Below are 21,026 nucleotides of genomic sequence, written 5' to 3' on the forward strand. Positions count from 1 at the left end.
CCTTCAGCGGCTGCAACACTGGCATGCGTAAATGGCTTTGAAAAGCGCCCGCATGCCGGAAAGTCCTTAAATATCTGCAATGTTGGCCAGCCGAGGGAGCTGAAACGGGCAACAAAAAAGCCCCGCTGAGCGGGGCTTTTCGTTCGGCCGTTGGCCTGGTCAGAGCTTGTTGGCCGCCGACTGGCGCGCCATGAAGTTGTCGAACGTGTTCTCGGCGACGCGGAACCAGAGGACCTCTTCGTTCCGGAAGGGCTTCCAGGAATCGTAGACCTTCTTGAACTTCGGGTTCTTGGCGATGGTCTCGGCGTACAGCTCGTTGGCGGCGTTGTAGCTGGCCTCCATGACGGCCTGCGGGAACGGCAGGAACTTGGTCCCGGCCGCCACCAGCTCGCGCAAGGCGCGCGGGTTCTGGGCGTCGTACTTGGCGACGGACCAGCTCACCGCATCGGCGGCCGCGGCGGCGATCGCCTCCTTGTACATCGGCGGCAGCGCGTCGAACGCCTTGTCGCCGCAGTAGAGCGAAAGGGCCGCGCAGCCTTCCCACCAACCGGGATAGTAATAATACGGTGCGACCTTGTTGAAACCGAGCTTCTGGTCGTCATAGGGGCCGACCCACTCGGCCGCATCGATCGTGCCCTTCTCGAGGGCCGGGTAGATGTCGCCGCCGGCGATCTGCTGCGGCACCACGCCGAGCTTAGCCATGACCTGGCCGGCGAATCCGCCGATGCGCATCTTCACGCCCTTCAGGTCGTCGACCGTCTTGATCTCCTTGCGCCACCAGCCGCCCATCTGGGCGCCGGTATGGCTCATCAGGAAGGAGGTCATCTTGTATTCCTTGTAGAAGTCCCGCATCAGCTCGAGACCACCACCGAAATAGACCCACGCATTGTGCTGGCGGGTATTGAGGCCGAACGGCAGCGCCGTATCGAAGGCGAAGGTCGGATCCTTGCCGACATAGTAGTAGGAGGCGGTATGGCCGCACTCGACCGTCTCGTTCTGCACGGCGTCCACGACCTGCAGGCCGGGGACGATCTCGCCGGCGGCAAAGACGCGGATCTGGAACTTGTTGTCGGTCAGGGCTGCGACGCGCTTGGCGAAGTACTCGCCCGCGCCGTAGATCGTGTCGAGCGACTTGGGGAAGCTCGACGCCAGGCGCCACTTCACCTCGGGCATCGACTGGGCGACCGCCGGAGCGGCCAGGGCGCCGGCAGCGGCGACCGTGGCACCGCCGACACCGGCGGTACGCAAGAACTTGCGACGTTGCATTTGGAATAACTCCCTAAAGACTCTTTTCTGTTCGCACTTTCGCAGCGCGAACCACCTTGGCGGTGACGGGTTATCGCATAGCGCAACCTTGATGAAAAGCTGCCGCCGCCGGGGCCGCGGGCAAAGAAAACCCCGCCGAAGCGGGGCTTTCCGAACCTTCCGGGAGGCCTGTCTCAGAGCTTTCCGGCGGCCGACTGGCGCGCCATGAAGTTGTCGAGCGTGTTCTCGGCGACGCGGAACCACAGGACCTCCTCGGCGCGGAAAGGCTTCCACGTCTCGAAGATCTTCTTCCACTTCGGGTTCTTCTCGTTCAGCTGGGCGAACACGTCGTTGGTGGCGTTGAAGCAGGCTTCGAGGATCTGCGGCGAGAACGGCAGCAGCTTGGTGCCGGACGCCACCAGCTCGCGCACGGCCTTGGGGTTCTGCGCGTCGTACTTGGAGAGCATCGACGTATGCGCCTTGGCGGCGGCGGCTTCGACGATCGCCTGGTACGACTTCGGCAGCTCCGACCACTTGGCCAGGTTCACGTAGGCCGAGAGCTGCGGGCCGGCTTCCCACCAGCCGGGATAGTAGTAGTTCGGCGCAACCTTGTTGAAGCCGAGCTTCTGGTCGTCATAGGGGCCGACCCACTCGGCCGCGTCGATCGTGCCCTTCTCGAGCGCCGGGTAGATGTCGCCGCCGGCGATCTGCTGCGGCACCACGCCGAGCTTGGACAGAACCTCGCCGGCGAAACCGCTGACCCGGAACTTCAGGCCCTTGAGGTCCTCGACCGACTTGATCTCCTTGCGGAACCAGCCGCCCATCTGGGCGCCGGTGTTGCCGCAGGGCATCGAGTGGATGTTGTAGTCCTTGAAGAACTCGTTCATCGCCTGGCGACCGCCGCCCCAGTTCCACCAGGCATCCTGCTGGCGGGCGTTGAGGCCGAACGGCACGGCGCAGTCGAGGGCGAAGGTCAGGTCCTTGCCGACGTAATAGTAGGAAGCGGTATGGCCCATCTCGACAGTGCCGTTCTGCACGGCGTCGGCGACCTGCAGGCCCGGGACGATCTCGCCCGCGGCGAACAGACGGATCTGGAACTTGCCGTCGGTCGCATCGGACACGTACTTCGTGAACAGCTCGCCCGAACCGAAGATCGTGTCGAGGGACTTCGGGAAGCTGGAAGCCATCCGCCACTTCACCTCGGGCGACGATTGGGCGATGGCCGGAGCGGCCAGCGTGCCGGTGGCGGCGACCACGGCCGTGCCGATGCCCGCCGTGCGGATGAATTTACGTCTTTGCATGCGACTACTCCGAACGCGTGTTGCAGGTCGGCACGGAGTGCCGCCCGAATTGCGCGGCTTATGACACGCGCGGCCGGAGAGGCGAAAGGTTCAACGCATGAGCAATAAGGTGAGCGCCAATGCGCCCACTGCAATGCGATACCAGGCAAAGACGGTGAAGCCGTGGCGGCTGATGAAGCGCACGAAGGCGCGCACCACGAGCATGGCGGAGACGAAGGCGGCGACAAAGCCCAGGGCAATGATGCCGCCATGCTCCCAGCTCAGCGACGACCAGTTCTTGTAGAGATCGTAGACCGTGGCACCCAGCATCGTGGGCATCGCGAGGAAGAACGAGAACTCCGCCGCGGTCGCACGATCCACGCGAAATGCGCGCGCACCCATGATCGTGGCGCCCGCCCGCGACACGCCGGGAATCATGGCCAGGCACTGACAGAGGCCGATGTACAAAGCGGTCTTCAGGTCGACATCGTCGAGGCTCTTGATGCGCGGGCGCTGCGCGAACCGTTCGATCAGGAGAATGGCGATACCGCCAACGATCAGCGCGATGGCGACCACCCACGGGCTGAACAACACGGACTTGATGTACTTGTGGGCCACGACGCCAACGATGGCGGCTGGCAGGAAGGCCACGACGATGGCCGTGGCGAACCGGATCGCCCGCTTGTCGCGCTGCAGGACGCCCTCGACCGTGTTCCAGATCTTGGCGCGATAGAGCAGGCAGACCGCGAGGATCGCGCCCAGCTGGATGACGATCTCGAAGACCTTGCCCGGCGGTCCCTGAAAGTGCAGCACTTCCTCGGCAAGGATGATGTGCCCCGTCGAGGAGACGGGCAGGAACTCGGTGAGACCTTCGACAACGCCGATCAGCAGCGCCTTCCAGATCAGCGTCAGGTCCATCTTCAGTCCTTGAAACGTTTGGCCCGCGGCCAGCCCTTCTCCGGCATGCGCCCCGCCTGCGCGCGCTCGCCCCGCCAGAACTTCAGTTCGCTCGCCGGGATGGTGCGGTTGCCCCACGGCAGACCGTCGGAGAGCAGGAAGGCCTGCGCGTCCGACAGCCGGTCGCCCTTTGATTTCTGCAGCAGCACGCCGCGGCCACGGCCCATCTCGGGCACCTGGTCGATCGGGAAGATCAGCAGCTTGCGGCCTTCGCTGAGTACGGCCACCGAGTTCGCACCCTCGGGCACGATGGCGAAGGCCTGCGCCTTCTCCTTGTCCGCGAGGGTCAGGACGCCCTTGCCGTTCTTGGTCTGCGCCACGACCTCGTCCTCGGGCACGATGAAGCCACGCCCGGCATCCGACGCCACCAGGAACTTGCGGCCGCCCTTCAGCACTTCGAGCTGGACGATGTCCTGGTCGTTACCCAGTTCGATCATCAGGCGGATCGGCTCGCCGTGGCCCCGCGCGCTCGGGAGGCGGTCGCAGCCGATCGTGTAGAAACGCCCGTTGGTGGCGAACACCAGGATCTTGTCGGTCGACTGCGCGTGAACGGCAAAGCGCGCCGCGTCGCCTTCCTTGTATTTCAGCTCGGCGGCCGCCTTGTCGTCGAGATGGCCCTTCGCGGCGCGGATCCAGCCCTTCTCGGAGAGCACGATCGTCACCGGCTCGCGCTCGACGAAGTCGTCCATCGTGTGCTCGATCTCGGCCGGCGCGTCCGCCAGCTCGGTACGGCGACGGCCGAGTTCGGTCTTGCCGCCGAACTTCTTCTTGGTCTCGCGCACCTCGTCGGCAATCGCGTTCCACTGCAGCTCTTCGCTCTTCAGCAGGGCCTTGAGGTCCTTGCGCTCGCCGCTCAGCTTCTTGTGCTCGCCGCGGATCTCGAATTCCTCGAGCCGGCGCAGGGCGCGCAGGCGCATGTTCAGGATCGCCTCGGCCTGCAGGTCGGTGAGCCCGAACGCCTTCATCATCTTGGGCTTGGGCTCGTCTTCCTCGCGGATGATCTTGATCAGCTTGTCGAGGTTCAGATAGGCGATCAGGTAGCCGTCGAGAATCTCGAGGCGGCGTTCGATCGCGGCCAGCCGGAAAGTCGAGCGGCGGACTAGCACCTCGCGCCGGTGGTCGAGGAAGGCCTGCAGCGCCTCGCGCAGGTCCATCACGCGCGGCGTGTTGTCCTTGTCCAGGACGTTCAGGTTCAGCGGGAAGCGCGTCTCGAGATCGCTGAGCTTGAACAGCTGCTCCATCAGCAGCTCGGCCGGGACGTTGCCGGTCTTCGGCTCGAGCACGATACGCACATCGTCGGCCGATTCGTCGCGCACGTCCTCGAGGATCGGCAGCTTCTTCGCGTTGATGATTTCCGCGATCCGCTCGATCAGCCGCCCCTTCTGCACCTGATAGGGGATTTCGGTGACGACGATGCGGTACTGGCCGCGCGGGAGTTGCTCCACTTCCCACCGGGCGCGCAGGCGAAATGCGCCACGGCCGGTCCTGTAGGCCTCGACGATGGATTCGCGCGGCTCGACCAGGATGCCGCCGGTCGGGAAATCCGGCCCCTTGACCAGATCGACCAGTGTCTCGATGCGCGAGTTCGGCGTCTTGATGAGATGCAGCAGCGCGTCGCAGAGTTCGCCGACATTGTGCGGCGGAATCGACGTCGCCATGCCGACCGCGATGCCGGCGGCGCCGTTGGCCAGCAGGTTCGGGAACCCGCCGGGCAGCACGATCGGCTCCTCGGTCGAGCCGTCGTAGTTCGGCCGGAAGTCGACGGCGTTCTCATCGATCCCGCCCAGCAGTGCCTCGGCCACCTCGGTGAGACGGGCCTCGGTGTAACGCATGGCGGCGGGGTTATCGCCGTCGATGTTGCCGAAGTTGCCCTGCCCTTCGATCAGAGGATAGCGCGCAGCGAATTCCTGGGCGAGGCGCACCAGCGCGTCGTAGATCGACTGGTCGCCGTGCGGGTGATACTGGCCGATCACGTCGCCGACGACGCGGGCGCTCTTCTTGAAGGCGCTGTTCGGATCGAGCCGGAGCTGGCGCATCGCGTACATCAGACGGCGATGCACCGGCTTCAGCCCGTCGCGCACGTCCGGCAGCGACCGCGACATGATGGTCGACAGCGCATAGGACAGGTAGCGCTCCGAGAGCGCCTGCCCGAATTGCACCGGCTTTACCTCGGCCAGTTGGACGACGTTGTTGCGCTTTGCCATGGACCAGATTGCCGAGGGGAAAGACCGCAGTTCCAGCCGCGGCCGTGATTATTCTAGCGTTGGAGCGACTCCATAAATCTCGACCGTGCGGGAGGCAAGGGCTTGTTGTGCGGCCAAAACACGTGCCGCTCGAGGAAAAACCCCGTCAGATCGAGACCCTGCCGCAGTTCCTCCTCATCGGACGGCAGCCCGCCGGTGGATAGAAACGCCGGGAGGGCCAGCAGCTTCTCTTTGTAGGGGCCAGCGGCCTCGCGGCTGACGGCGCGACCCGTCCGGGGCGAGACGAAAGCCAGGTCGTCGGTCGAGCCCGTGGCGGCGCATTTCTCCAGGTCGAGCCCGAAGCCCAGCTCCTGCAGCAGGCCCAGTTCAAGCCGGACGTAGATGGTCGGCCACCCCGGATGCCCGAGCGAGCCCAGGAACGCCCGAAATCCGTCGAACATGGCCGGATGGGGCTCCCGCTCGGGCAGGGCGGCATCGATGACGGCGCAGGCCGACGCCAGCCCCGCCAGCTCAATGGCATCGTCCATGGCACGCGCCGCATGCGGCTCGCGCAGTTCACCCGAGTAATTGCCGAGCTGCTCGGGAAGACGGCCCCGCCAGCCGACTTCGACCAGGTTGCCGGACTGCCAGACCGGACGGGCGCGGCGCGAGATACCGCCCGGCACGAAGCCCGAATGGCGTCCATGGTCGCGCGTCAGCAGCGACACGACGAGGCCGGTTTCCCCGTGAGCCCGCGCCGCGAGCACGATGCCTTCGTCGCTCCAGTCCATGGGCCTGTATGCCGCGTCCGGGCAAATCGCGCTAGGTTGGGCCGTGACCAGACCAAAGCTCCAGCGGCGGGCAATGCTGGGCGCAGGCGCGTTCGCCGCCCTGCCCCACCGGGTCTTTGCCCAGACGAATTCGGCCGGCCGCCCCCGCCTGCTGCAGGGCGTGCAGTCGGGCGACGTCGGGTTCGACAGCGCGACCCTGTGGAGCCGGTCGGACCGGCCGGCGCGCATGATCGTCGAGTATTCCACGCAGGAAGGCTTGGCCGGGGCGACGCGCCTCCGCGGACCGAACGCCCTCGAGGATACCGGCCACACGTCGCGCCTGCGGCTGACGGGCCTGCCGCCCGGCCAGACGATCTTCTACCGCATCGCCTATGAAGACCTCACGAATGGCGGCGCAACGAGCGAGTGGGTGAGGGGCCGTTTCCGCACGCCTTCGGCGGTCCCCAGCGACGTGAGCTTCGTCTGGTCGGCGGACACGGTGGGCCAGGGCTGGGGTATCAATCCCGAGGTCGGCGGCATGACGATCTACGAGGCGATGCGGTCGCTCGCGCCCGACTTCTTCGTGCATTGCGGCGACACGATCTACGCCGACGATCCCCTGGCGCCCGAGAAGAAACTGCCGGACGGCCGCGTCTGGAAGAACGTCACCACGGAGGCGAAATCCAGGGTCGCCGAGACGCTCGCCGACTTCCGCGGCAACCACCTCTACAACTTCCTCGACGACAATCTCCGCCGCTTCAACGGCGAGGTCCCGATGATCGCCTTGTGGGACGATCACGATGTGCTCGACAACTGGTACTGGGAGCGGAGACTCGACGAAGATCCGCGCTACCACGAGAAGAACGCGGGCGTGCTGGCCCAGAAGGCGGAGCGCGCCTTTCGCGAGTTCATGCCGCTGGCCGACGGCCTGGACGGCACGATGCGCCTGTTCCGCAAGTTCTCCTTCGGACCGCGGCTCGACCTCTTCCGCCTCGACATGCGCAGCTTCCGCGCGCCGAACGGTCCCAACCGGCAGGCATCCGCCGGCCTGAACACGGCGTTCCTCGGTATCGAGCAGATCATCTGGCTGAAGCAGGCGCTCAAGGGCTCGACAGCCACCTGGAAGATCATCGCGGCAGACATGCCGCTCGGGCTCGTCGTCTACGACGACTGGCGCCGCAAGTCGGGCTTCGAGGCCGTTGCCAATGCCGACGATGGCCCCCCGCTGGGACGCGAGTTGGAGATCGCCGATCTCCTGTCGTTCATCCGGCACGAAAGCATCCGCAACGTGCACTGGATCACGGCCGACGTGCATTATCCGGCGACACACCGCTACGATCCCGCCCGCGCCGCCTTCCCCGACTTCACGCCGTTCTATGAATTCGTCTCCGGCCCGCTCTGTGCCGGCGGCTTCGGCCCCAACGCGCTCGACGGCACGTTCGGACCGCAGGTGGTCTTCCAGAAGGTGCCGCCGACAGGCCGCTTCGACCTCTCGCCGCTCGAAGGTTCGTGCCATTTCGGGCACGTGAGGATCGACGGAAAGTCAGGCGTGATGACCGTAAGCCATCGCAACGCCGCCGGCGCCGTCATCCACGCAATCGATATCGTGCCAGCTTAGACTAGGCTTTGAAGTCGAGACCGATCGAGCGGTAGTGCGATGGATCGTCGGCCCAGCGCTCGCTCACCTTCACGTGCAGGAAAAGATGCACCTGGCGCTCCAGCATCTGGGAGAGCTCGTGACGCGCGCGGGCGCCGATCTGCTTGATGCGGGCGCCGCCCTTGCCCAGGAAGATCGCGCGCTGGCCCTCGCGCTGGACATGGATCGTCTGCTCGACCCGCACGCTGCCGTCCGGACGATCTTCCCACTTCTCGGTTTCGACCGCCGCCTCGTAGGGCAGTTCCTGGTGCAGTTGCAGGAACACCTGCTCGCGCGTCACCTCGGCGGCAAGCAGTCGCAGCGGCAGGTCGGCGGCCTGGTCCTCGGGATACAGGAACGGCCCCGCCGGCACGGCGAGCGCGAAGGCGGCCAGCAGGTCGCCGACACCGTCGGCCTTGAGGGCGCTCACCATGAAGGTGCGCTCGAATGGCACGATCGCGTTCAACTCGGCGGTCAGCGACAAGAGCTTCTCGCGCGGCACCAGGTCGATCTTGTTCAGGACCAGGAACCGCGGCGCGCGCGAGTCCTTCAGCCGCTCGGCGATGGCTTTGGTTTCTGCTCCGACGCCGCGCTCGGCATCGACCACCAGCGCCACCACGTCGGCGTCGTCGGCGCCCTGCCAGGCAGCGGCGACCATGGCGCGCTCCAGCCGCCGCTTGGCGACGCTGAAGATGCCGGGCGTGTCGACCAGCACGACCTGCGCCCGCGCCTCGCCCTCGCCCTTGTCCGGGATGTCGGCCATCGCGATGCCGATCACGCGCATGCGCGTGGTCTGAACCTTGGGCGAGACGATGCTCACCTTGGAGCCGACCAGCCCGTTCACCAGCGTCGATTTTCCGGCGTTCGGCGCGCCGACGACGGCGACGAACCCGGCCCGCGTTGCAGGCGTGCTCATGCCTTCTCCAACCTTTCCAACAATGTCATCGCGGCCAGCCGCTCGGCCTCGCGCTTGCTGCCGCCGCGGCCCTGTGCGGGATCACGTCCCTTTAGGACAACCTCGACAACGAACACGGGCGCATGCGGCGGCCCTTCGCGTTCGACTTCCCGATAGGCCGGCAGGGGCAGGCGGCGGGCCTGTGCCCATTCCTGCAAGGCCGTCTTGGGGTCGCGTGGGGCGACGGCGAGGCTGCTCAGCCGATCTCCCCACAGCAGTTCCACGCTGGCCGCCGCAGCTTCCAGCCCCGCGTCGAGGAAGACCGCGCCGAGCAATGCCTCCAGAGCGTCTGAAAGGATGTTCGGCTTCACGCCGTGGCCATGGGCGCGCTCCGAATCGCCCAGCCGCAGATGCTCGCCCAACCCGATCGCGGTCGCGATCTCGAGCAGGGTCTCGGCACGCACGAGCGAGGCGTGGCGGCGGGCCAGTTCGCCCTCCCGTTCCTGCGGGAAACGGCGCAGGAGGAGATCGGCCATCGCGAGAGACAGAACCCGGTCGCCCAGGAATTCCAGCCGTTCGTTGCCGTTGGGGAACGCCGCCTTGAGTTCGGGTCGGCGATCGAGGGCGCTACGATGCGTGAGCGCCTCCGCCGCCAATTCGGGGCGCACGAACAAATGGCCCACCCCCTTCGACAGCGCCGTCAGATCGACGTCGGTCGAACTCAGTGGATTGCCATGAAGAAGCGGTTCCAGCGTATCGCCTGAGGCCATTTCCATGGCTCCAGCCAGCCTGCGGCCGACGGATCGTGCGAGAAGAAGATGAACTCGGCGCGGCCCACGAGGTTCTCCGAGGGCACGTACCAGCCGAGTTGGTCGCGATCACGCGTCGAGCCCGAGAAGTCGCGCAGCATCAGGCGCGTTCGACTGTCGAGCGAATCGTCACGATTGTCGCCCATGACGAAGTAGCTGTTCGCCGGTACCAGGAACTCCGGCGTGTTGTCGGCCATGCCGTCGTCGCGATACTCCAGCACCGTGTAGCGGCGGCCGTTGGGCAGCGTCTCGCTGTAGAGCGTACCCTTCTGGTAACTGCCGTTGGTGCCCTTCCCATTGTCGCCGATCTTCTTGCGATCGACGGCGACGCCGTTGATGTGCAGCAGGCCGTTCGTCACCTGGATGCGATCGCCCGGCATGCCGACGATGCGCTTGATGTAGTCGGTGCGGTTGACGCCCTGGCCCTGGTCGCCCGGATACTTGAACACGGCGACGTCGCCACGTTCCGGCGGCGAGCCGAAGATCCGGCCCGAGAAGACGCCCAGCGAAAACGGGAACGAATGCTTGCTGTAGCCGTACGAATACTTGGAGACGAACAGATAGTCGCCGACCAGAAGGGTCGGGATCATCGATCCGCTGGGGATGTTGAACGGCTCTATGGCGAACGTCCGCACGACCAGTGCGATCAGCACGGCATAGACCACCGTCCGGATGGTTTCCCCCCAGCCGCCGGTCTTTTCCTGTCCCCGCTTCCGACGCTCAGCCACGTCCGTCATCGCCGTACCAGTTTCAAACAGCCCGGGGCTATAGCAGGGCCCGGCCGCCCTGTCTCCCGCCCCGGGCGCGGCATGGGAGCCTTCGGGATCGCCGAACGCGCCCTGCGGATCATGCGGCCGGGACCGCGGAAATGATCACGATCGCCTGGGCGAGCGGATATTCGTCCGTGATGCTGAGGTCGATTTGCGCTGTCATCCCGGCCGGCGTGATCTTCTGGAGGCGCGCCAGCGCCCCGCCCGTCAGGGCCATCGTGGGCTTGCCGCTGCGCAGATTGATCACGCCCATGTCACGCCAGAAGACGCCCGCCCGCAGCCCCGTGCCCAGCGCCTTGGCGCAGGCTTCCTTGGCCGCAAACCGCTTGGCGTAGCTTGCCGCCCGGGTGGCGCGTCCCTCCGAGCGCTTTTGCTCGGTCTCCGTGAAGACACGCTGGATGAATCGCTCGCCGAACCGCTCGAGTGACTTCTCGATACGCCGGATGTCGCAGAGATCGTTCCCCAGGCCAATGATCACCGGGACGTTCCCCCGGCCCGCGCGGCATTCATGATCCGCCGCATCTCGCGGATCGCCGGCTCCAGGCCGACGAAGATGGCCTCGCCGACCAGGAAATGCCCGATATTGAGCTCCCTCACCTCGGGTATCGCCGCGATCGGCGAGACGTCGGAATAGCTCAGCCCGTGGCCGGCGTGGCATTCGAGGCCGAGCCTCGCACACAGGGTGGCGGCCTCGCGGATGCGCTGAAGTTCGGCCTGCTTGGCCTCGCCCTCGATCTCGCAGTAGCGGCCGGTGTGCAGTTCGACGACGGGCGCGCCCAGCGCGACTGCCGCCTCGAGCTGCCGGGGATCGGCCTCGATGAACAGCGAGACGCGGATGCCGGCATCCCGCAGGCGCGCGATCATCGGCTTCAGGTTGTTGTGCTGGCCGGCGGCATCGAGCCCACCCTCGGTGGTCCGCTCCTCGCGTTTCTCGGGCACGATGCAGGCCGCGTGGGGCCTGTGGCGCAGCGCGATGCCAACCATCTCCTCGGTGGCCGCCATCTCGAAATTGAGCGGCACCTTCAACTCGCGCATCAGGCCCTCGATGTCGGCGTCGACGATGTGGCGCCGGTCCTCGCGCAGGTGCGCGGTGATGCCGTCGGCACCGGCGGCCTCGGCCAGGCGCGCGGCGCGCAGCGGATCGGGGAGATGGCCGCCGCGTGCGTTCCGCACGGTCGCGACGTGATCGATGTTGATGCCGAGACGCAGGTGATTGGACGCAGTCATACGCATCTTTCGCGCTGAAGGAATGAGGGAGCCGTCAATTGCGGGCGCGTTCGACGGCGTTGATGGCGGGCGTGGCGCGCAGCGCGGCCGTGATGTCGGCGAGATGCTTCACGTCGGCGACCTCGACGTCGATCACCATGTCGAAGAAATCCATCGACCGGTTGACGATGCGCAGGTTCGAGATGTTGCCCTCGTGACGGGCAATCACCGTCGACAGGCTGGACAGGCTGCCGGGCTGGTTGGCGACCGTCACCTTGAGGCGTCCCGTGTAGACGCCGCCGTCGCCGTCGTTCGCGGAGTCCCAGCCGACGTCGATCCAGCGTTCCGGCGCCTCGGAGAAGCTTTCGAGCGTGGCACAATCGATCGTGTGGATCGTGACACCCTTGCCGGTCGTGATGATCCCCACGATGCGGTCGCCCGGAAGCGGATGGCAGCAGCGCGCAAAGTGCACCGCCATGCCCGGAATGAGGCCGCGGATGGCGATCTGGCCATCCTCCGGCTTGCCCGAACGGGCACCCTCGCCGGGCTTGCCGGACTTGGCGCGGGCACGTGAGATCGGCACCACGTCAGCCCCGCCTTTGCGCGGCTGCTTCAGGCCTGGATAGACCGCCGTCAGGACTTCGCGCGCACCGACGAGGCCGGCGCCGACCGTCGCGACGAGGTCGTCCACCGAGGCCTGCTTGAAGTTGATCCGGACCCCGTCCAGTCCCTTCTCGGTGACCTCGTACCCCTCCTCGTGGAACGCCTTGTCGAGCAGTGACTTGCCGAGCTGGATGTACTGCTCGCGCTGGCGCGTGCGGATGAAGCGGCGGATCGCGGCCTTGGCCTTGCCGGTGACGACGAAGCGCTCCCAGGTCGGCGACGGGGTCTGCGCCTTGGAGGTGATGATATCGACCTGATCACCGTTCGAGAGCTGCGTCCGCAGTGGAAGCATGCGGCCGTTGATCTTGGCGCCGACGCAGGTATCGCCCACCTGGCTGTGCACGGCATAGGCGAAGTCGATCGGCGTTGCGCCGCGCGGCAGGGCGATCAGCTTGCCCTTGGGCGTGAAGCAGAAGACCTGGTCCTGGAACATCTCGAGCTTGGTGTGCTCGAGGAACTCCTCGGCATTCGGCGCCTTGTCGAGGATGTCCATCAGGCTGCGCAGCCAGGCATATTGCGGCGCGTCGGTGGACGGACCGCCCTGCTTGTAGATCCAGTGCGCGGCAACGCCGCGCTCGGCCTGGTCCTGCATTTCCTCTGTCCGGATCTGGATCTCGATCCGCTGCCCCAGGGGGCCGATCACGCCGGTATGGAGCGAGCGGTAGCCGTTGGGCTTGGGCACCGAGATGTAGTCCTTGAAGCGCTGCGGCAGGACTTGGTATTTGCCGTGCAGGAGCCCGAGCGCCTGGTAGCACTGAGCCACGTCCGCAACGATGATGCGGAAGGCCATGATGTCGGCGAGCTGCTCGAAGGACACGTTCTTCGTCTGCATCTTGCGCCAGATCGAATAGGGCGCCTTCTCGCGCCCGGAGACCTGCGCGTTGAGCCCGCCGTCCTTCAGCGTCCTGACCAACTCGACCTCGATCTGGGGCACCAGCTTGTCGCCGCGCTCGCGCAGGTAACCCTGGCGCGCCAGCACCGACGTCCGCCCGTCGGGATTGAGTTCGGCGAACGCGAGCTCCTCGAGTTCGCGCTTCACCTTCTCCATGCCGATACGGGACGCCAGAGGCGCGTAGAGGTCCATGGTCTCGCGCGCGATGCGCCGCCGCCGGGCCGGCTCCTTTATGTGATGGAGCGTGCGCATGTTGTGCAGCCGGTCGGCGAGCTTCACCAGAAGCACGCGGATGTCCGACGACATGGCCAGCACCAGCTTGCGCAGGTTCTCGGCTTCCTTGGTGCTCTCCGACTGGATCTCCAGGCGCGAAAGCTTGGTCACTCCGTCGACCAGCCGGGCGATGTCCTCGCCGAACATGCCGGCGATCTCGTCGCGCGTGGCGTCGGTGTCCTCCAGCGTGTCGTGCAGCAGGCCGGTCACGATCGAGGCGGTGTCGAGCCGCATCTCGGCCAAAATGCCGGCGACCTCCACCGGATGCGAGAAATAGGGGTCGCCCGAGGCGCGGAGCTGGTTGCCGTGTTTCTTCAGCCCGTAGACGTAGGCGCGGTTGAGCACGTCCTCGTCCGCATCCGGATCGTAGGCCTGTACACGCTCGACGAGTTCAAACTGACGAATCATCGCAATCACCCATTATATGGGGGCGATTGCGTTCACTCCACGACGTTTGCACGAATAGCAGGTCGAACCTGCCGCAGCCCGGTTCTTACTCGGTAACGTCGTCTTCCTCGGCCATCGGCAGGGCCTTCGGCTGGGCGGCTTCCGCACCGCCCTGCGCCAGCGCCGCCGCCAGCTCCTGCTCGAGTTCGGCCATCTCATTGACCTCCTCGGGCTTGTCGACGTCGGCATGCTTCTGCATGCCCGAGATCAGCGAGTCCTTGAGCGCCGCATGATCCAGCTTCTCCTCGGCAATCTCGCGCAGCGCGACGACCGGGTTCTTGTCGCGGTCACGGTCCAACGTGATCTGGGCGCCGGCGGAGATATCCCGCGCGCGCTGGGAAGCGAACATGACGAGCTCGAAGCGGTTGGGGATCTGCACGATGCAGTCTTCGACGGTGACACGCGCCATGGCGAGGCCCTCAAATTTTGCGGAAGCGGCGGGTTATACCCTCCCCCGCTCAAAAGGCAAGCGCACCAGCCCTACAGCCGGTGGGCGGCCTGGTCGGCCGGCAGGGCCGCGAGCAGCTCCCGAATGGTCGTTCCCGAGACCGGATGCCGCCACTCCGGGGCCAGGTCGGCCAGCGGGCGCAGCACGAAGGCCCTGAGGGCCATGCGGGGGTGCGGCAGCACCGCCCTGCCGAGGCCGCCTGGGGCGGTTTCCCCCCTGAAATCGAGTAAATCCAGGTCGATCAGCCTCGGCGCGTTGGCGACGCTGCGGACGCGCCCGAACAGCTCCTCGATGTCGTGAAGCAGCTCCAGAAGTTGGTCCGCGGCCAGGGCGGTTTCCACCTCCGCCACGACGTTGACGTACCAAGGCTGGCTCGAAGCCGGCACCGGCGCGGTGCTGTACCAGGGCGAATAGCGCAGGACACGGGTCTGCCGCCGGTCCAGTTCCAGCAGCGCCGCCTGGAGCGTCTCGCGCGGCGACGCATAGGACGGATGAGGCAGGTTGGCCCCGGCGCCGACGAAAATCGGGCGGGTGCTGTTCTTGTCCACCAGCGCCATCCTCCTACCCCTTGTGATCCAATGCCTAACAACCTACTCTTAATATGCTTGACGAAGGGCTTGGGTTACTGCCTTTTCGGCGTCTCATAATTATTCGCCTGGTTCGCGCATATTCTTAAAGGGTTTGACTGCCATGAGAGGCAATTTCTACGAGAACGAGCGCGTGGCGCTGTTCATCGACGGCGCCAATCTCTACTCCGCTGCCCGCTCCCTGGGCTTCGACATCGATTACCGCCGCCTCCTGAAGGTGTTCCGCGAGAAGGGCCGGCTGGTCAGGGCCTATTACTACACGGCCCTGATCGAGGATCAGGAGTACTCGCCGATCCGACCGCTGATCGATTGGCTAGACTACAACGGCTACACCATGGTCACCAAGCCGGCCAAGGAGTTCACCGATGCCATGGGCCGCCGCAAGGTCAAGGGCAACATGGACATCGAGCTGGCGATCGACGTGCTCGAGATGGCCGATCATCTGGACCATGTGATCCTGTTCTCCGGCGACGGCGACTTCCGCCGGCTGGTCGAGGCCGTGCAGCGCCGCGGCCTCAGGGTCTCGGTCGTCAGCACCATCAAGTCCGCGCCGCCGATGGTGGCCGACGAGCTGCGCCGCCAGGCCGACGATTTCATCGAGCTGTCCGAATTGGCCCCGCTGATCGCCCGCAACCCGTCGGAGCGGGCGACGCGCCCGGCGGCCCGCGAACCGGACGCCGAGCACGACGACGCCCCATCCGAATCGCTGATGCGTTCGGCCTAGGCACACCGCTTCGGTGTCCGCGCCCTCCTTCGAAGAGCCACCGCTCGACTGCCCGCGCTGCCCGCGGCTCGTGGACTTCCGCCACGACCTGCAGGGCAAGTTCCCCGACTGGAAGAACGCACCGGTCCGCTCGTTCGGCAAACTCGACGCTCGCCTGCTGATCGTTGGTCTGGCACCCGGCATGAAGGGCGCCAACCGCACCGGCCGCCCCTTCACCGGCGACTATGCCGGCGACCTCCTTTACTCGACGCTGCTGAAGTTCGGCTTCGCGCAGGGCACCTATCGTGCCGATCCGAACGACGGGCTCCGGCTGATCGACTGCCGCATCGCCAACGCGGTGCGCTGTCTTCCGCCCGAGAACAAGCCGTTGCCCGTAGAGTTCACCGCCTGCCGGCCGTTCCTGCAGGCCGAACTTGCCGTGCTGCCAAAGCTACGGATCCTGGTGGCGCTGGGTAAAGGTGCTCATGATCAGATCCTGCGCGCCCTCATGGTCCGGCCTGCAGGCGCCTACCCGTTCATACACGGGCGCCTGCACAAGTTACCGACCGGCCTGATCCTCGCCGACAGCTATCACTGCTCGCGCTACAACACGAACACCGGCCGGCTCACGACCGAGATGTTCCACCAGGTGTTCGACGGCGTCCGCCGGGCGCTCGACGCCTGATGACTAAAGCGCCGCTTCGATCGCGGTCCTGACTTCGTCCGACGCCGGCCGCACGCGGCTCGGCCAGGCGCCCTGCAGACTGCCATCCTTGCCGATCAGGTACTTGTGGAAGTTCCACTTGGGCGCCGCGCCCTCGCCCGCCTCCGCCGCGATCCACTTGTAGAGCGGATGGGCCTCCGGCCCGATCACCTTCTGCTTCGAGGTCATCGGAAAGGTGACGTCGTACATGGACTCGCAGAACTTCGCGATCTCGCCGTCGCTGCGCGGCTCCTGCGCGCCGAAGTCGTTGCAGGGCACGCCCAGCACGACGAGACCCTTGGGACCGTAGGTCTCGTGCAGCGCCTGCATGTCGGTGTATTGCGGCGTGAATCCACAATAGGACGCGACGTTCACCACCAGGACCGGCTTGCCCGCGAGGCTCTTCATGTCGAGCGGCTTGCCGTCGATGGTCGTGAAGGAAAAATCATGCGCGCTCATGGTCGGAATCCTCCCGTCAAATCTCGTCGTCGTAGCGCTGCTCCCGCCACGGATCGCCGTAGTTGTGATAGCCGCGCACTTCCCAGAAGCCGGGCTTGTCCATGATGGAGAACTCGATCCGCTTGATCCACTTGGCGCTCTTCCAGAAGTAGAGCTTCGGGATCACGACACGCAGCGGCCCGCCATGCTCTCGGCTGATCGGTTCGCCGTTCCAGCTCCACGCCAGCATGACGTCTTCCGCCGCAAAGTCCGCCAGCGGCACGTTGGTCTTGTAGGTGTCGTAGGAGTGGAAGATGACGTGCTGCGCCGAAGCCCTGGGCTTCACCAGGGCGATCAGGTCGCGGGCGCTGACGCCTTCCCATTTGTTGTCGTAGCGCGACCAGGCCGTGACGCAGTGGATATCGGTCGTCAGCTCGGTCTTCGGAAGCGCCGCAAACTCGTCCCACTTCAAGGTGACCGGGTTGTCGACCTCGCCATCGACGAACAGGCGCCAGGCATGTGGGGGGATATCGGGCTGGATACCCAGGTCGAGGACGGGCCAGGTCTCGACCCGGCGCTGCCCCGGCGGCAGGCGTTCCGAATGCGCGGCGGTCTTTCCGGTCAGCAGACGGCCTTCTTCCGCCCACTTCTGCTTGCTGTCGACCAGCTTGCCCCGGATCTCACCGGACAGGGTGACGTCGTCATCGGCCATGGGGACTCCTCAAATGCTGCGGCCCGCTTTCTCCCAATATGGCGCGCGAAGCTTGCGTTTGAAGATCTTGCCCGAATCCTCACGCGGCAGCGCGGCGCGGAACTCGACCACCTTCGGCACCTTGTAGCGCGCAAGGTGCTCGGCCAGGTAGGCGCGAACAGACGCCGCATCGAGTCCGACCCCGGGCACGGGCTCGACATAGGCGCAGATCTGCTCGCCGAACTCGTCGTCGGGGATGCCGAACACCGCACAGTCGCGTACGCCCGGCATCTGGATCAGGGCGCCCTCGATCTCCGCCGGGTAGATGTTCACGCCGCCGGATATGATCATGTCGCGCTTGCGGTCGCACAGGAACAGGAAGCCGTCGGAATCCAGGTAGCCGATGTCGCCGACCGTGACGAGTTGGCCGAGCGCCACCTCGCGCCGCTTGGCGTCGTCGTTGTTGTAGGTGAAATCCGCCAGGTGCGGCCCGCGAACGTAGATCTCGCCGACCTCCCCGGTCGGCACGTCGCGGCCTTGTTCGTCGACAACCCGCACCGTCGCGCCGGGCACCGCGCGGCCCACCGTGCCGGGCTTGCGCAGCGCGTCTTCCGAGCCGTGCCAGACGACCACACCGGTCTCGGTCGCGCCGTAATACTCGTTGATGACGGGCCCCCACCATTCGATCATCTGGCGCTTCACCGCCGGCGCGCAGGGTGCCGCGCCGTGGCTGACGAAGCGCAGCGAGGAGACGTCGTAGCGCGCCCGCACCTCGGCCGGCAGGCGCAGCAGGCGGACGAACATGGTCGGCACGATGTGCATGTGGGTGACGCCGTGCCGCGCGATCAGCCGCAGCATGTCCTCGGCCTCGAAGCGCGGCTGCAGCACCATGTGGAGGCCAAGCCGCGAGCTGGCGTTGCCGTAGGCCGACGGCGCTGAATGGTACATCGGCCCGTTCATCAGGACGACGATCTCTGGGTCCGGCTTCAGCCCCCAGAACAGGGCCGCTTCCTGGGCGGCGGCGGCCTGCTGCTCGGGCGTGCTCGGCTGGCGACGAACGCCCTTCGGTCGCCCCGTCGTGCCGGACGTGTAGATCATGCTGCCGCGCGCCGCGCGCGGCGGCTCGGTGCGCGGCGACGAACCCGCCACGAACACATCCCAGGGCTCGGCGCCCGCGGGCACCTGCCGCTTCTCGGCAGGAACGCCGAAGGCCGCGGCAATCTCGTCCGGCGTCGGCACGGCGAACACCGTCACGCCCTCGGGTATGCCGCCTGCGATCTGCGCCAGCAGGTCGGTATGGGCCACCAGTACCGACGCGCCGCTGTCGCGCAGGATGTAGCCCGCCTCTTCCGGCGTGAAGTGCCAGTTGATCGGGACGGCATAGGCGCCCACCTGGCTCGCCGCCATGTTGACTTCGAAAGTTGCAAAGTCGTTGCGCAGCATCAGCGCCACGGCACTGTCGTCGCCGACGCCGAGCGCGGCCAGCCCGCCGGCGGCGCGCGCCGCATTGTCCTGGATCTCCGCCCAGCTGCGGAACCGCTCGCCCGCCGTAACGCCTGCCGTCATCGCTTCCTCCCTGTCTTTGCGGAGGTGGCCAGCGCCCCTCTGAACATCAGCGCTCCGTGAAAGCCGGCGAGCGTCCGGATATCGGGCCCGTGCTCGAGCATGCCGGCCTGCTTCAGCATGACCAGCCCGTGCGTGGCGGCCCACATCGACCAGCCGAACAGCTGGGGATCGGCGTCGATCAGACCGGCCTTCACCATGTCTTCCGCCTGCTGGGTCACGAAGGTGCGGGCCCGCTTCGATTCGCGAAGGAGATCGGGATGCTCTTCGCCAATCGGCTGGTCGATTTCGAACATGATGCGATAAGCGTGTGGATGCTCGTCGGCGAACCGCAGGTAGGCATCGCCGACGAGGCGCGCCCTGTCGAGCGGCCCGTCGCCCTTCGCCGCCGCGGCTTCGAGCGTCTCGGCGAAGCGCGAGAAGGCCTCCGCCCTCACCGTCGCCAGGATGTCGGCCTTGTCCTTGAAGTAGCGGTAGGGCGTCTTTGGACTGCAGCCCAGCGCCTCGGCCAGCTGGCGCATGGTGACGCCCTCATAGCCGAAGCGCGCGAACCGCTCGGTCGCGACCCGGCACAGTTCGGCGCGGAAGTCGGCGATGTCCTTCTCGGTCAGATAGCGCGGCATCGAAGGGCTTTCATACACACTGTGTACGAAAGAACCTTCGTGCCGTCAAATCAGGCCGTCTCGGCGAACAGCTCGCGGCCGATCAGCATGCGGCGGATCTCGCTGGTGCCGGCGCCGATCTCGTAGAGCTTGGCGTCGCGCAGCAGGCGCCCCGTGGGATAGTCATTGATGTAGCCGTTGCCGCCCAGCAGCTGGATGGCGTCGAGGGCGACCATCGTGGCCTTCTCGGCGGCATAGAGGATCGCGCCGGCCGAGTCCTTGCGCGTGGTCTGGCCGCGGTCGCAGGCCTTGGCGACGGCATACACATACGCCTTGCAGGCGTTCATCGTCGTGTACATGTCCGCGAGCTTGCCCTGGACCAGCTGGAACTCGCCGATCGCCTGGCCGAACTGCTTGCGCTCGTGGACGTAGGGAACGACGATATCCATCGCCGCCTGCATGATGCCAATCGGTCCCGCCGCCAGCACGGCGCGTTCGTAGTCGAGACCGCTCATCAGCACATTGACGCCCTTGCCCACCGCGCCCAGCACGTTCTCCTCGGGGATCTCGCAATCCTCGAAAACCAGTTCACCGGTCGAGGAGCCGCGCATGCCCATCTTGTCGAGCTTCTGGGCGACCTTGAACCCCTTGCGGTCGGTCTCGACGATGAAGGTCGTGATGCCGCGCGACCCGGCCGCCGGATCGGTCTTGGCGTAGACCACGATCACCTGCGCGTCGGGGCTGTTGGTGATCCACATCTTGGTGCCGTTCAGGACGTAGCGGTCGCCCTTCTTCTCGGCCCTGAGCTTCATCGACACGACGTCGGAGCCGGCGCCCGTCTCGCTCATGGCGAGGCTGCCGACATGCTCGCCGGAGATCAGCTTGGGCAGGAATCGCTTCTTCTGCTCGTCGGTGCCGGTGCGGCGGATCTGGTTGATGCAGAGATTGGAGTGGGCGCCATAGCTCAGGCCGACGGCGGCGGACGCGCGGCTGACCTCCTCGACCGCGATCACATGTTCGAGATAGCCGAGGCCTGCGCCGCCGAATTCCTCCTCGACGGTGATACCATGCAGGCCGAGTTCGCCCATCTTCGGCCAAAGCTCGCGCGGGAAACGATCGCTCTTGTCGATCTCGGCGGCGATCGGCGCCACCTCGGACGCGGCAAATCGCTGGACCTGGTCGCGCAGCGCATCGGCGGTCTCGCCCAGGCCAAAATCGAACGGGGGCATCGCGTTGGGGATCATGATCCTCTTACCTGCTTCATC

General features: G+C 66.1%; 21 protein-coding genes. 3 read left to right on the top strand and 18 right to left on the bottom strand.

Going from position 1 to position 21,026, the window contains the following annotated elements; all coding sequences use genetic code 11:
• Window positions 1-159: 159 nt before the first annotated feature.
• The 5 genes from LJ725_RS04845 to recO all read right to left on the bottom strand — a co-directional run bounded on the left by LJ725_RS04845 (window position 160) and on the right by recO (window position 6,456).
• Window positions 160-1,266 carry a TRAP transporter substrate-binding protein gene (locus tag LJ725_RS04845; RefSeq protein WP_230549478.1) on the bottom strand — a complete coding sequence of 369 codons (1,107 nt, stop codon included), beginning with the start codon at window positions 1,264-1,266 and terminating at the stop codon, window positions 160-162.
• A 173-nt stretch (window positions 1,267-1,439) separates the two neighbouring features.
• Window positions 1,440-2,546, bottom strand: coding sequence for a TRAP transporter substrate-binding protein (locus LJ725_RS04850; protein WP_230549479.1), 1,107 nt, complete (start codon window positions 2,544-2,546; stop codon window positions 1,440-1,442).
• 90 nt (window positions 2,547-2,636) lie between these two features.
• Window positions 2,637-3,443 (bottom strand): undecaprenyl-diphosphate phosphatase, encoded by an 807-nt coding sequence (locus tag LJ725_RS04855; RefSeq protein ID WP_230549480.1) that lies wholly within the window; start codon window positions 3,441-3,443, stop codon window positions 2,637-2,639.
• Between the two features lie 2 nt (window positions 3,444-3,445).
• Window positions 3,446-5,686 carry a DNA topoisomerase IV subunit A gene (parC, locus tag LJ725_RS04860; protein WP_230549481.1) on the bottom strand — a complete coding sequence of 747 codons (2,241 nt, stop codon included), beginning with the start codon at window positions 5,684-5,686 and terminating at the stop codon, window positions 3,446-3,448.
• A gap of 53 nt (window positions 5,687-5,739) precedes the next feature.
• Complete coding sequence (recO, locus tag LJ725_RS04865; protein ID WP_230549482.1) at window positions 5,740-6,456, bottom strand: DNA repair protein RecO; 717 nt, start codon at window positions 6,454-6,456, stop codon at window positions 5,740-5,742.
• A gap of 43 nt (window positions 6,457-6,499) precedes the next feature.
• On the opposite strand from recO, the gene LJ725_RS04870 reads away from it, so the two are divergent.
• A complete protein-coding gene (locus LJ725_RS04870) occupies window positions 6,500-8,053 on the top strand; it encodes an alkaline phosphatase D family protein (protein WP_230549483.1) in 1,554 nt (517 codons plus the stop codon).
• 1 nt (window position 8,054) lies between these two features.
• Here the strand turns inward: LJ725_RS04870 and era are convergent, their stop codons facing one another.
• The 8 genes from era to folK all read right to left on the bottom strand — a co-directional run bounded on the left by era (window position 8,055) and on the right by folK (window position 15,031).
• Window positions 8,055-8,987 carry a GTPase Era gene (gene era, locus LJ725_RS04875; protein ID WP_230549484.1) on the bottom strand — a complete coding sequence of 311 codons (933 nt, stop codon included), beginning with the start codon at window positions 8,985-8,987 and terminating at the stop codon, window positions 8,055-8,057.
• Window positions 8,984-9,736, bottom strand: a complete 753-nt coding sequence (rnc, locus tag LJ725_RS04880) for a ribonuclease III (RefSeq protein ID WP_230549485.1) — start codon at window positions 9,734-9,736, stop codon at window positions 8,984-8,986. The genes era and rnc overlap by 4 nt, the downstream gene beginning before the upstream one ends.
• Window positions 9,688-10,512, bottom strand: a complete 825-nt coding sequence (gene lepB / locus LJ725_RS04885) for a signal peptidase I (RefSeq protein WP_230549486.1) — start codon at window positions 10,510-10,512, stop codon at window positions 9,688-9,690. The genes rnc and lepB overlap by 49 nt, the downstream gene beginning before the upstream one ends.
• A 109-nt stretch (window positions 10,513-10,621) precedes the next feature.
• A complete protein-coding gene (acpS, locus tag LJ725_RS04890; RefSeq protein WP_230549487.1) occupies window positions 10,622-11,023 on the bottom strand; it encodes a holo-ACP synthase in 402 nt (133 codons plus the stop codon).
• Window positions 11,020-11,772 (bottom strand): pyridoxine 5'-phosphate synthase, encoded by a 753-nt coding sequence (locus tag LJ725_RS04895; protein ID WP_230549488.1) that lies wholly within the window; start codon window positions 11,770-11,772, stop codon window positions 11,020-11,022. The genes acpS and LJ725_RS04895 overlap by 4 nt, the downstream gene beginning before the upstream one ends.
• A 34-nt stretch (window positions 11,773-11,806) precedes the next feature.
• Window positions 11,807-13,987, bottom strand: coding sequence for a RelA/SpoT family protein (locus LJ725_RS04900; protein WP_230549489.1), 2,181 nt, complete (start codon window positions 13,985-13,987; stop codon window positions 11,807-11,809).
• An 85-nt stretch (window positions 13,988-14,072) separates the two neighbouring features.
• Window positions 14,073-14,435, bottom strand: a complete 363-nt coding sequence (gene rpoZ / locus LJ725_RS04905; protein WP_408015719.1) for a DNA-directed RNA polymerase subunit omega — start codon at window positions 14,433-14,435, stop codon at window positions 14,073-14,075.
• 71 nt (window positions 14,436-14,506) lie between these two features.
• Entirely contained in the window at window positions 14,507-15,031 is a 525-nt protein-coding gene (gene folK / locus LJ725_RS04910) for a 2-amino-4-hydroxy-6-hydroxymethyldihydropteridine diphosphokinase (protein ID WP_230549490.1), read from the bottom strand.
• Between the two features lie 133 nt (window positions 15,032-15,164).
• Between folK and LJ725_RS04915 the strand changes: the two genes are divergently transcribed.
• Window positions 15,165-15,785, top strand: coding sequence for a LabA-like NYN domain-containing protein (locus LJ725_RS04915; RefSeq protein ID WP_230549491.1), 621 nt, complete (start codon window positions 15,165-15,167; stop codon window positions 15,783-15,785).
• Window positions 15,786-15,798: 13 nt separating this feature from the next.
• Window positions 15,799-16,449, top strand: coding sequence for a uracil-DNA glycosylase (locus LJ725_RS04920; RefSeq protein WP_230549492.1), 651 nt, complete (start codon window positions 15,799-15,801; stop codon window positions 16,447-16,449).
• Window positions 16,450-16,452: 3 nt separating this feature from the next.
• Here LJ725_RS04920 and LJ725_RS04925 read toward each other — a convergent pair whose 3' ends face one another.
• Genes LJ725_RS04925 through LJ725_RS04945 form a run of 5 tightly spaced genes read right to left on the bottom strand, consistent with a single transcriptional unit; the run spans window position 16,453 to window position 21,005 of the window.
• The gene (locus LJ725_RS04925) at window positions 16,453-16,926 is read right to left on the bottom strand and encodes a glutathione peroxidase (protein WP_230549493.1); all 474 of its coding nucleotides are present in this window, start codon (window positions 16,924-16,926) and stop codon (window positions 16,453-16,455) included.
• Window positions 16,927-16,942: 16 nt separating this feature from the next.
• Window positions 16,943-17,617, bottom strand: a complete 675-nt coding sequence (locus tag LJ725_RS04930) for a sulfite oxidase-like oxidoreductase (RefSeq protein ID WP_230549494.1) — start codon at window positions 17,615-17,617, stop codon at window positions 16,943-16,945.
• A gap of 9 nt (window positions 17,618-17,626) precedes the next feature.
• A complete protein-coding gene (locus LJ725_RS04935; protein WP_230549495.1) occupies window positions 17,627-19,162 on the bottom strand; it encodes an acyl-CoA synthetase in 1,536 nt (511 codons plus the stop codon).
• The gene (locus LJ725_RS04940) at window positions 19,159-19,782 is read right to left on the bottom strand and encodes a TetR/AcrR family transcriptional regulator (RefSeq protein ID WP_230549496.1); all 624 of its coding nucleotides are present in this window, start codon (window positions 19,780-19,782) and stop codon (window positions 19,159-19,161) included. Before LJ725_RS04940 ends, LJ725_RS04935 begins: the two co-directional genes overlap by 4 nt.
• A 50-nt stretch (window positions 19,783-19,832) precedes the next feature.
• Complete coding sequence (locus LJ725_RS04945) at window positions 19,833-21,005, bottom strand: isovaleryl-CoA dehydrogenase (protein ID WP_230549497.1); 1,173 nt, start codon at window positions 21,003-21,005, stop codon at window positions 19,833-19,835.
• Window positions 21,006-21,026 lie beyond the last annotated feature (21 nt).

This window comes from Reyranella aquatilis (assembly GCF_020880995.1).
Lineage (GTDB): Bacteria > Pseudomonadota > Alphaproteobacteria > Reyranellales > Reyranellaceae > Reyranella > Reyranella aquatilis.

Bases quoted from the DNA above. Each gene is read 5' to 3' on its own strand.
- LJ725_RS04845 (WP_230549478.1), bottom strand. From the start codon at position 1,266: ATGCAACGTCGCAAGTTCTTGCGTACCGCCGGTGTCGGCGGTGCCACG.
- LJ725_RS04850 (WP_230549479.1), bottom strand. From the start codon at position 2,546: ATGCAAAGACGTAAATTCATCCGCACGGCGGGCATCGGCACGGCCGTG.
- LJ725_RS04855 (WP_230549480.1), bottom strand. From the start codon at position 3,443: ATGGACCTGACGCTGATCTGGAAGGCGCTGCTGATCGGCGTTGTCGAA.
- parC (WP_230549481.1), bottom strand. From the start codon at position 5,686: ATGGCAAAGCGCAACAACGTCGTCCAACTGGCCGAGGTAAAGCCGGTG.
- recO (WP_230549482.1), bottom strand. From the start codon at position 6,456: ATGGACTGGAGCGACGAAGGCATCGTGCTCGCGGCGCGGGCTCACGGG.
- era (WP_230549484.1), bottom strand. From the start codon at position 8,987: ATGAGCACGCCTGCAACGCGGGCCGGGTTCGTCGCCGTCGTCGGCGCG.
- rnc (WP_230549485.1), bottom strand. From the start codon at position 9,736: ATGGCCTCAGGCGATACGCTGGAACCGCTTCTTCATGGCAATCCACTG.
- lepB (WP_230549486.1), bottom strand. From the start codon at position 10,512: ATGACGGACGTGGCTGAGCGTCGGAAGCGGGGACAGGAAAAGACCGGC.
- LJ725_RS04895 (WP_230549488.1), bottom strand. From the start codon at position 11,772: ATGACTGCGTCCAATCACCTGCGTCTCGGCATCAACATCGATCACGTC.
- LJ725_RS04900 (WP_230549489.1), bottom strand. From the start codon at position 13,987: ATGATTCGTCAGTTTGAACTCGTCGAGCGTGTACAGGCCTACGATCCG.
- rpoZ (WP_408015719.1), bottom strand. From the start codon at position 14,435: ATGGCGCGTGTCACCGTCGAAGACTGCATCGTGCAGATCCCCAACCGC.
- folK (WP_230549490.1), bottom strand. From the start codon at position 15,031: ATGGCGCTGGTGGACAAGAACAGCACCCGCCCGATTTTCGTCGGCGCC.
- LJ725_RS04915 (WP_230549491.1), top strand. From the start codon at position 15,165: ATGAGAGGCAATTTCTACGAGAACGAGCGCGTGGCGCTGTTCATCGAC.
- LJ725_RS04925 (WP_230549493.1), bottom strand. From the start codon at position 16,926: ATGAGCGCGCATGATTTTTCCTTCACGACCATCGACGGCAAGCCGCTC.
- LJ725_RS04930 (WP_230549494.1), bottom strand. From the start codon at position 17,617: ATGGCCGATGACGACGTCACCCTGTCCGGTGAGATCCGGGGCAAGCTG.
- LJ725_RS04935 (WP_230549495.1), bottom strand. From the start codon at position 19,162: ATGACGGCAGGCGTTACGGCGGGCGAGCGGTTCCGCAGCTGGGCGGAG.
- LJ725_RS04940 (WP_230549496.1), bottom strand. From the start codon at position 19,782: ATGCCGCGCTATCTGACCGAGAAGGACATCGCCGACTTCCGCGCCGAA.
- LJ725_RS04945 (WP_230549497.1), bottom strand. From the start codon at position 21,005: ATGATCCCCAACGCGATGCCCCCGTTCGATTTTGGCCTGGGCGAGACC.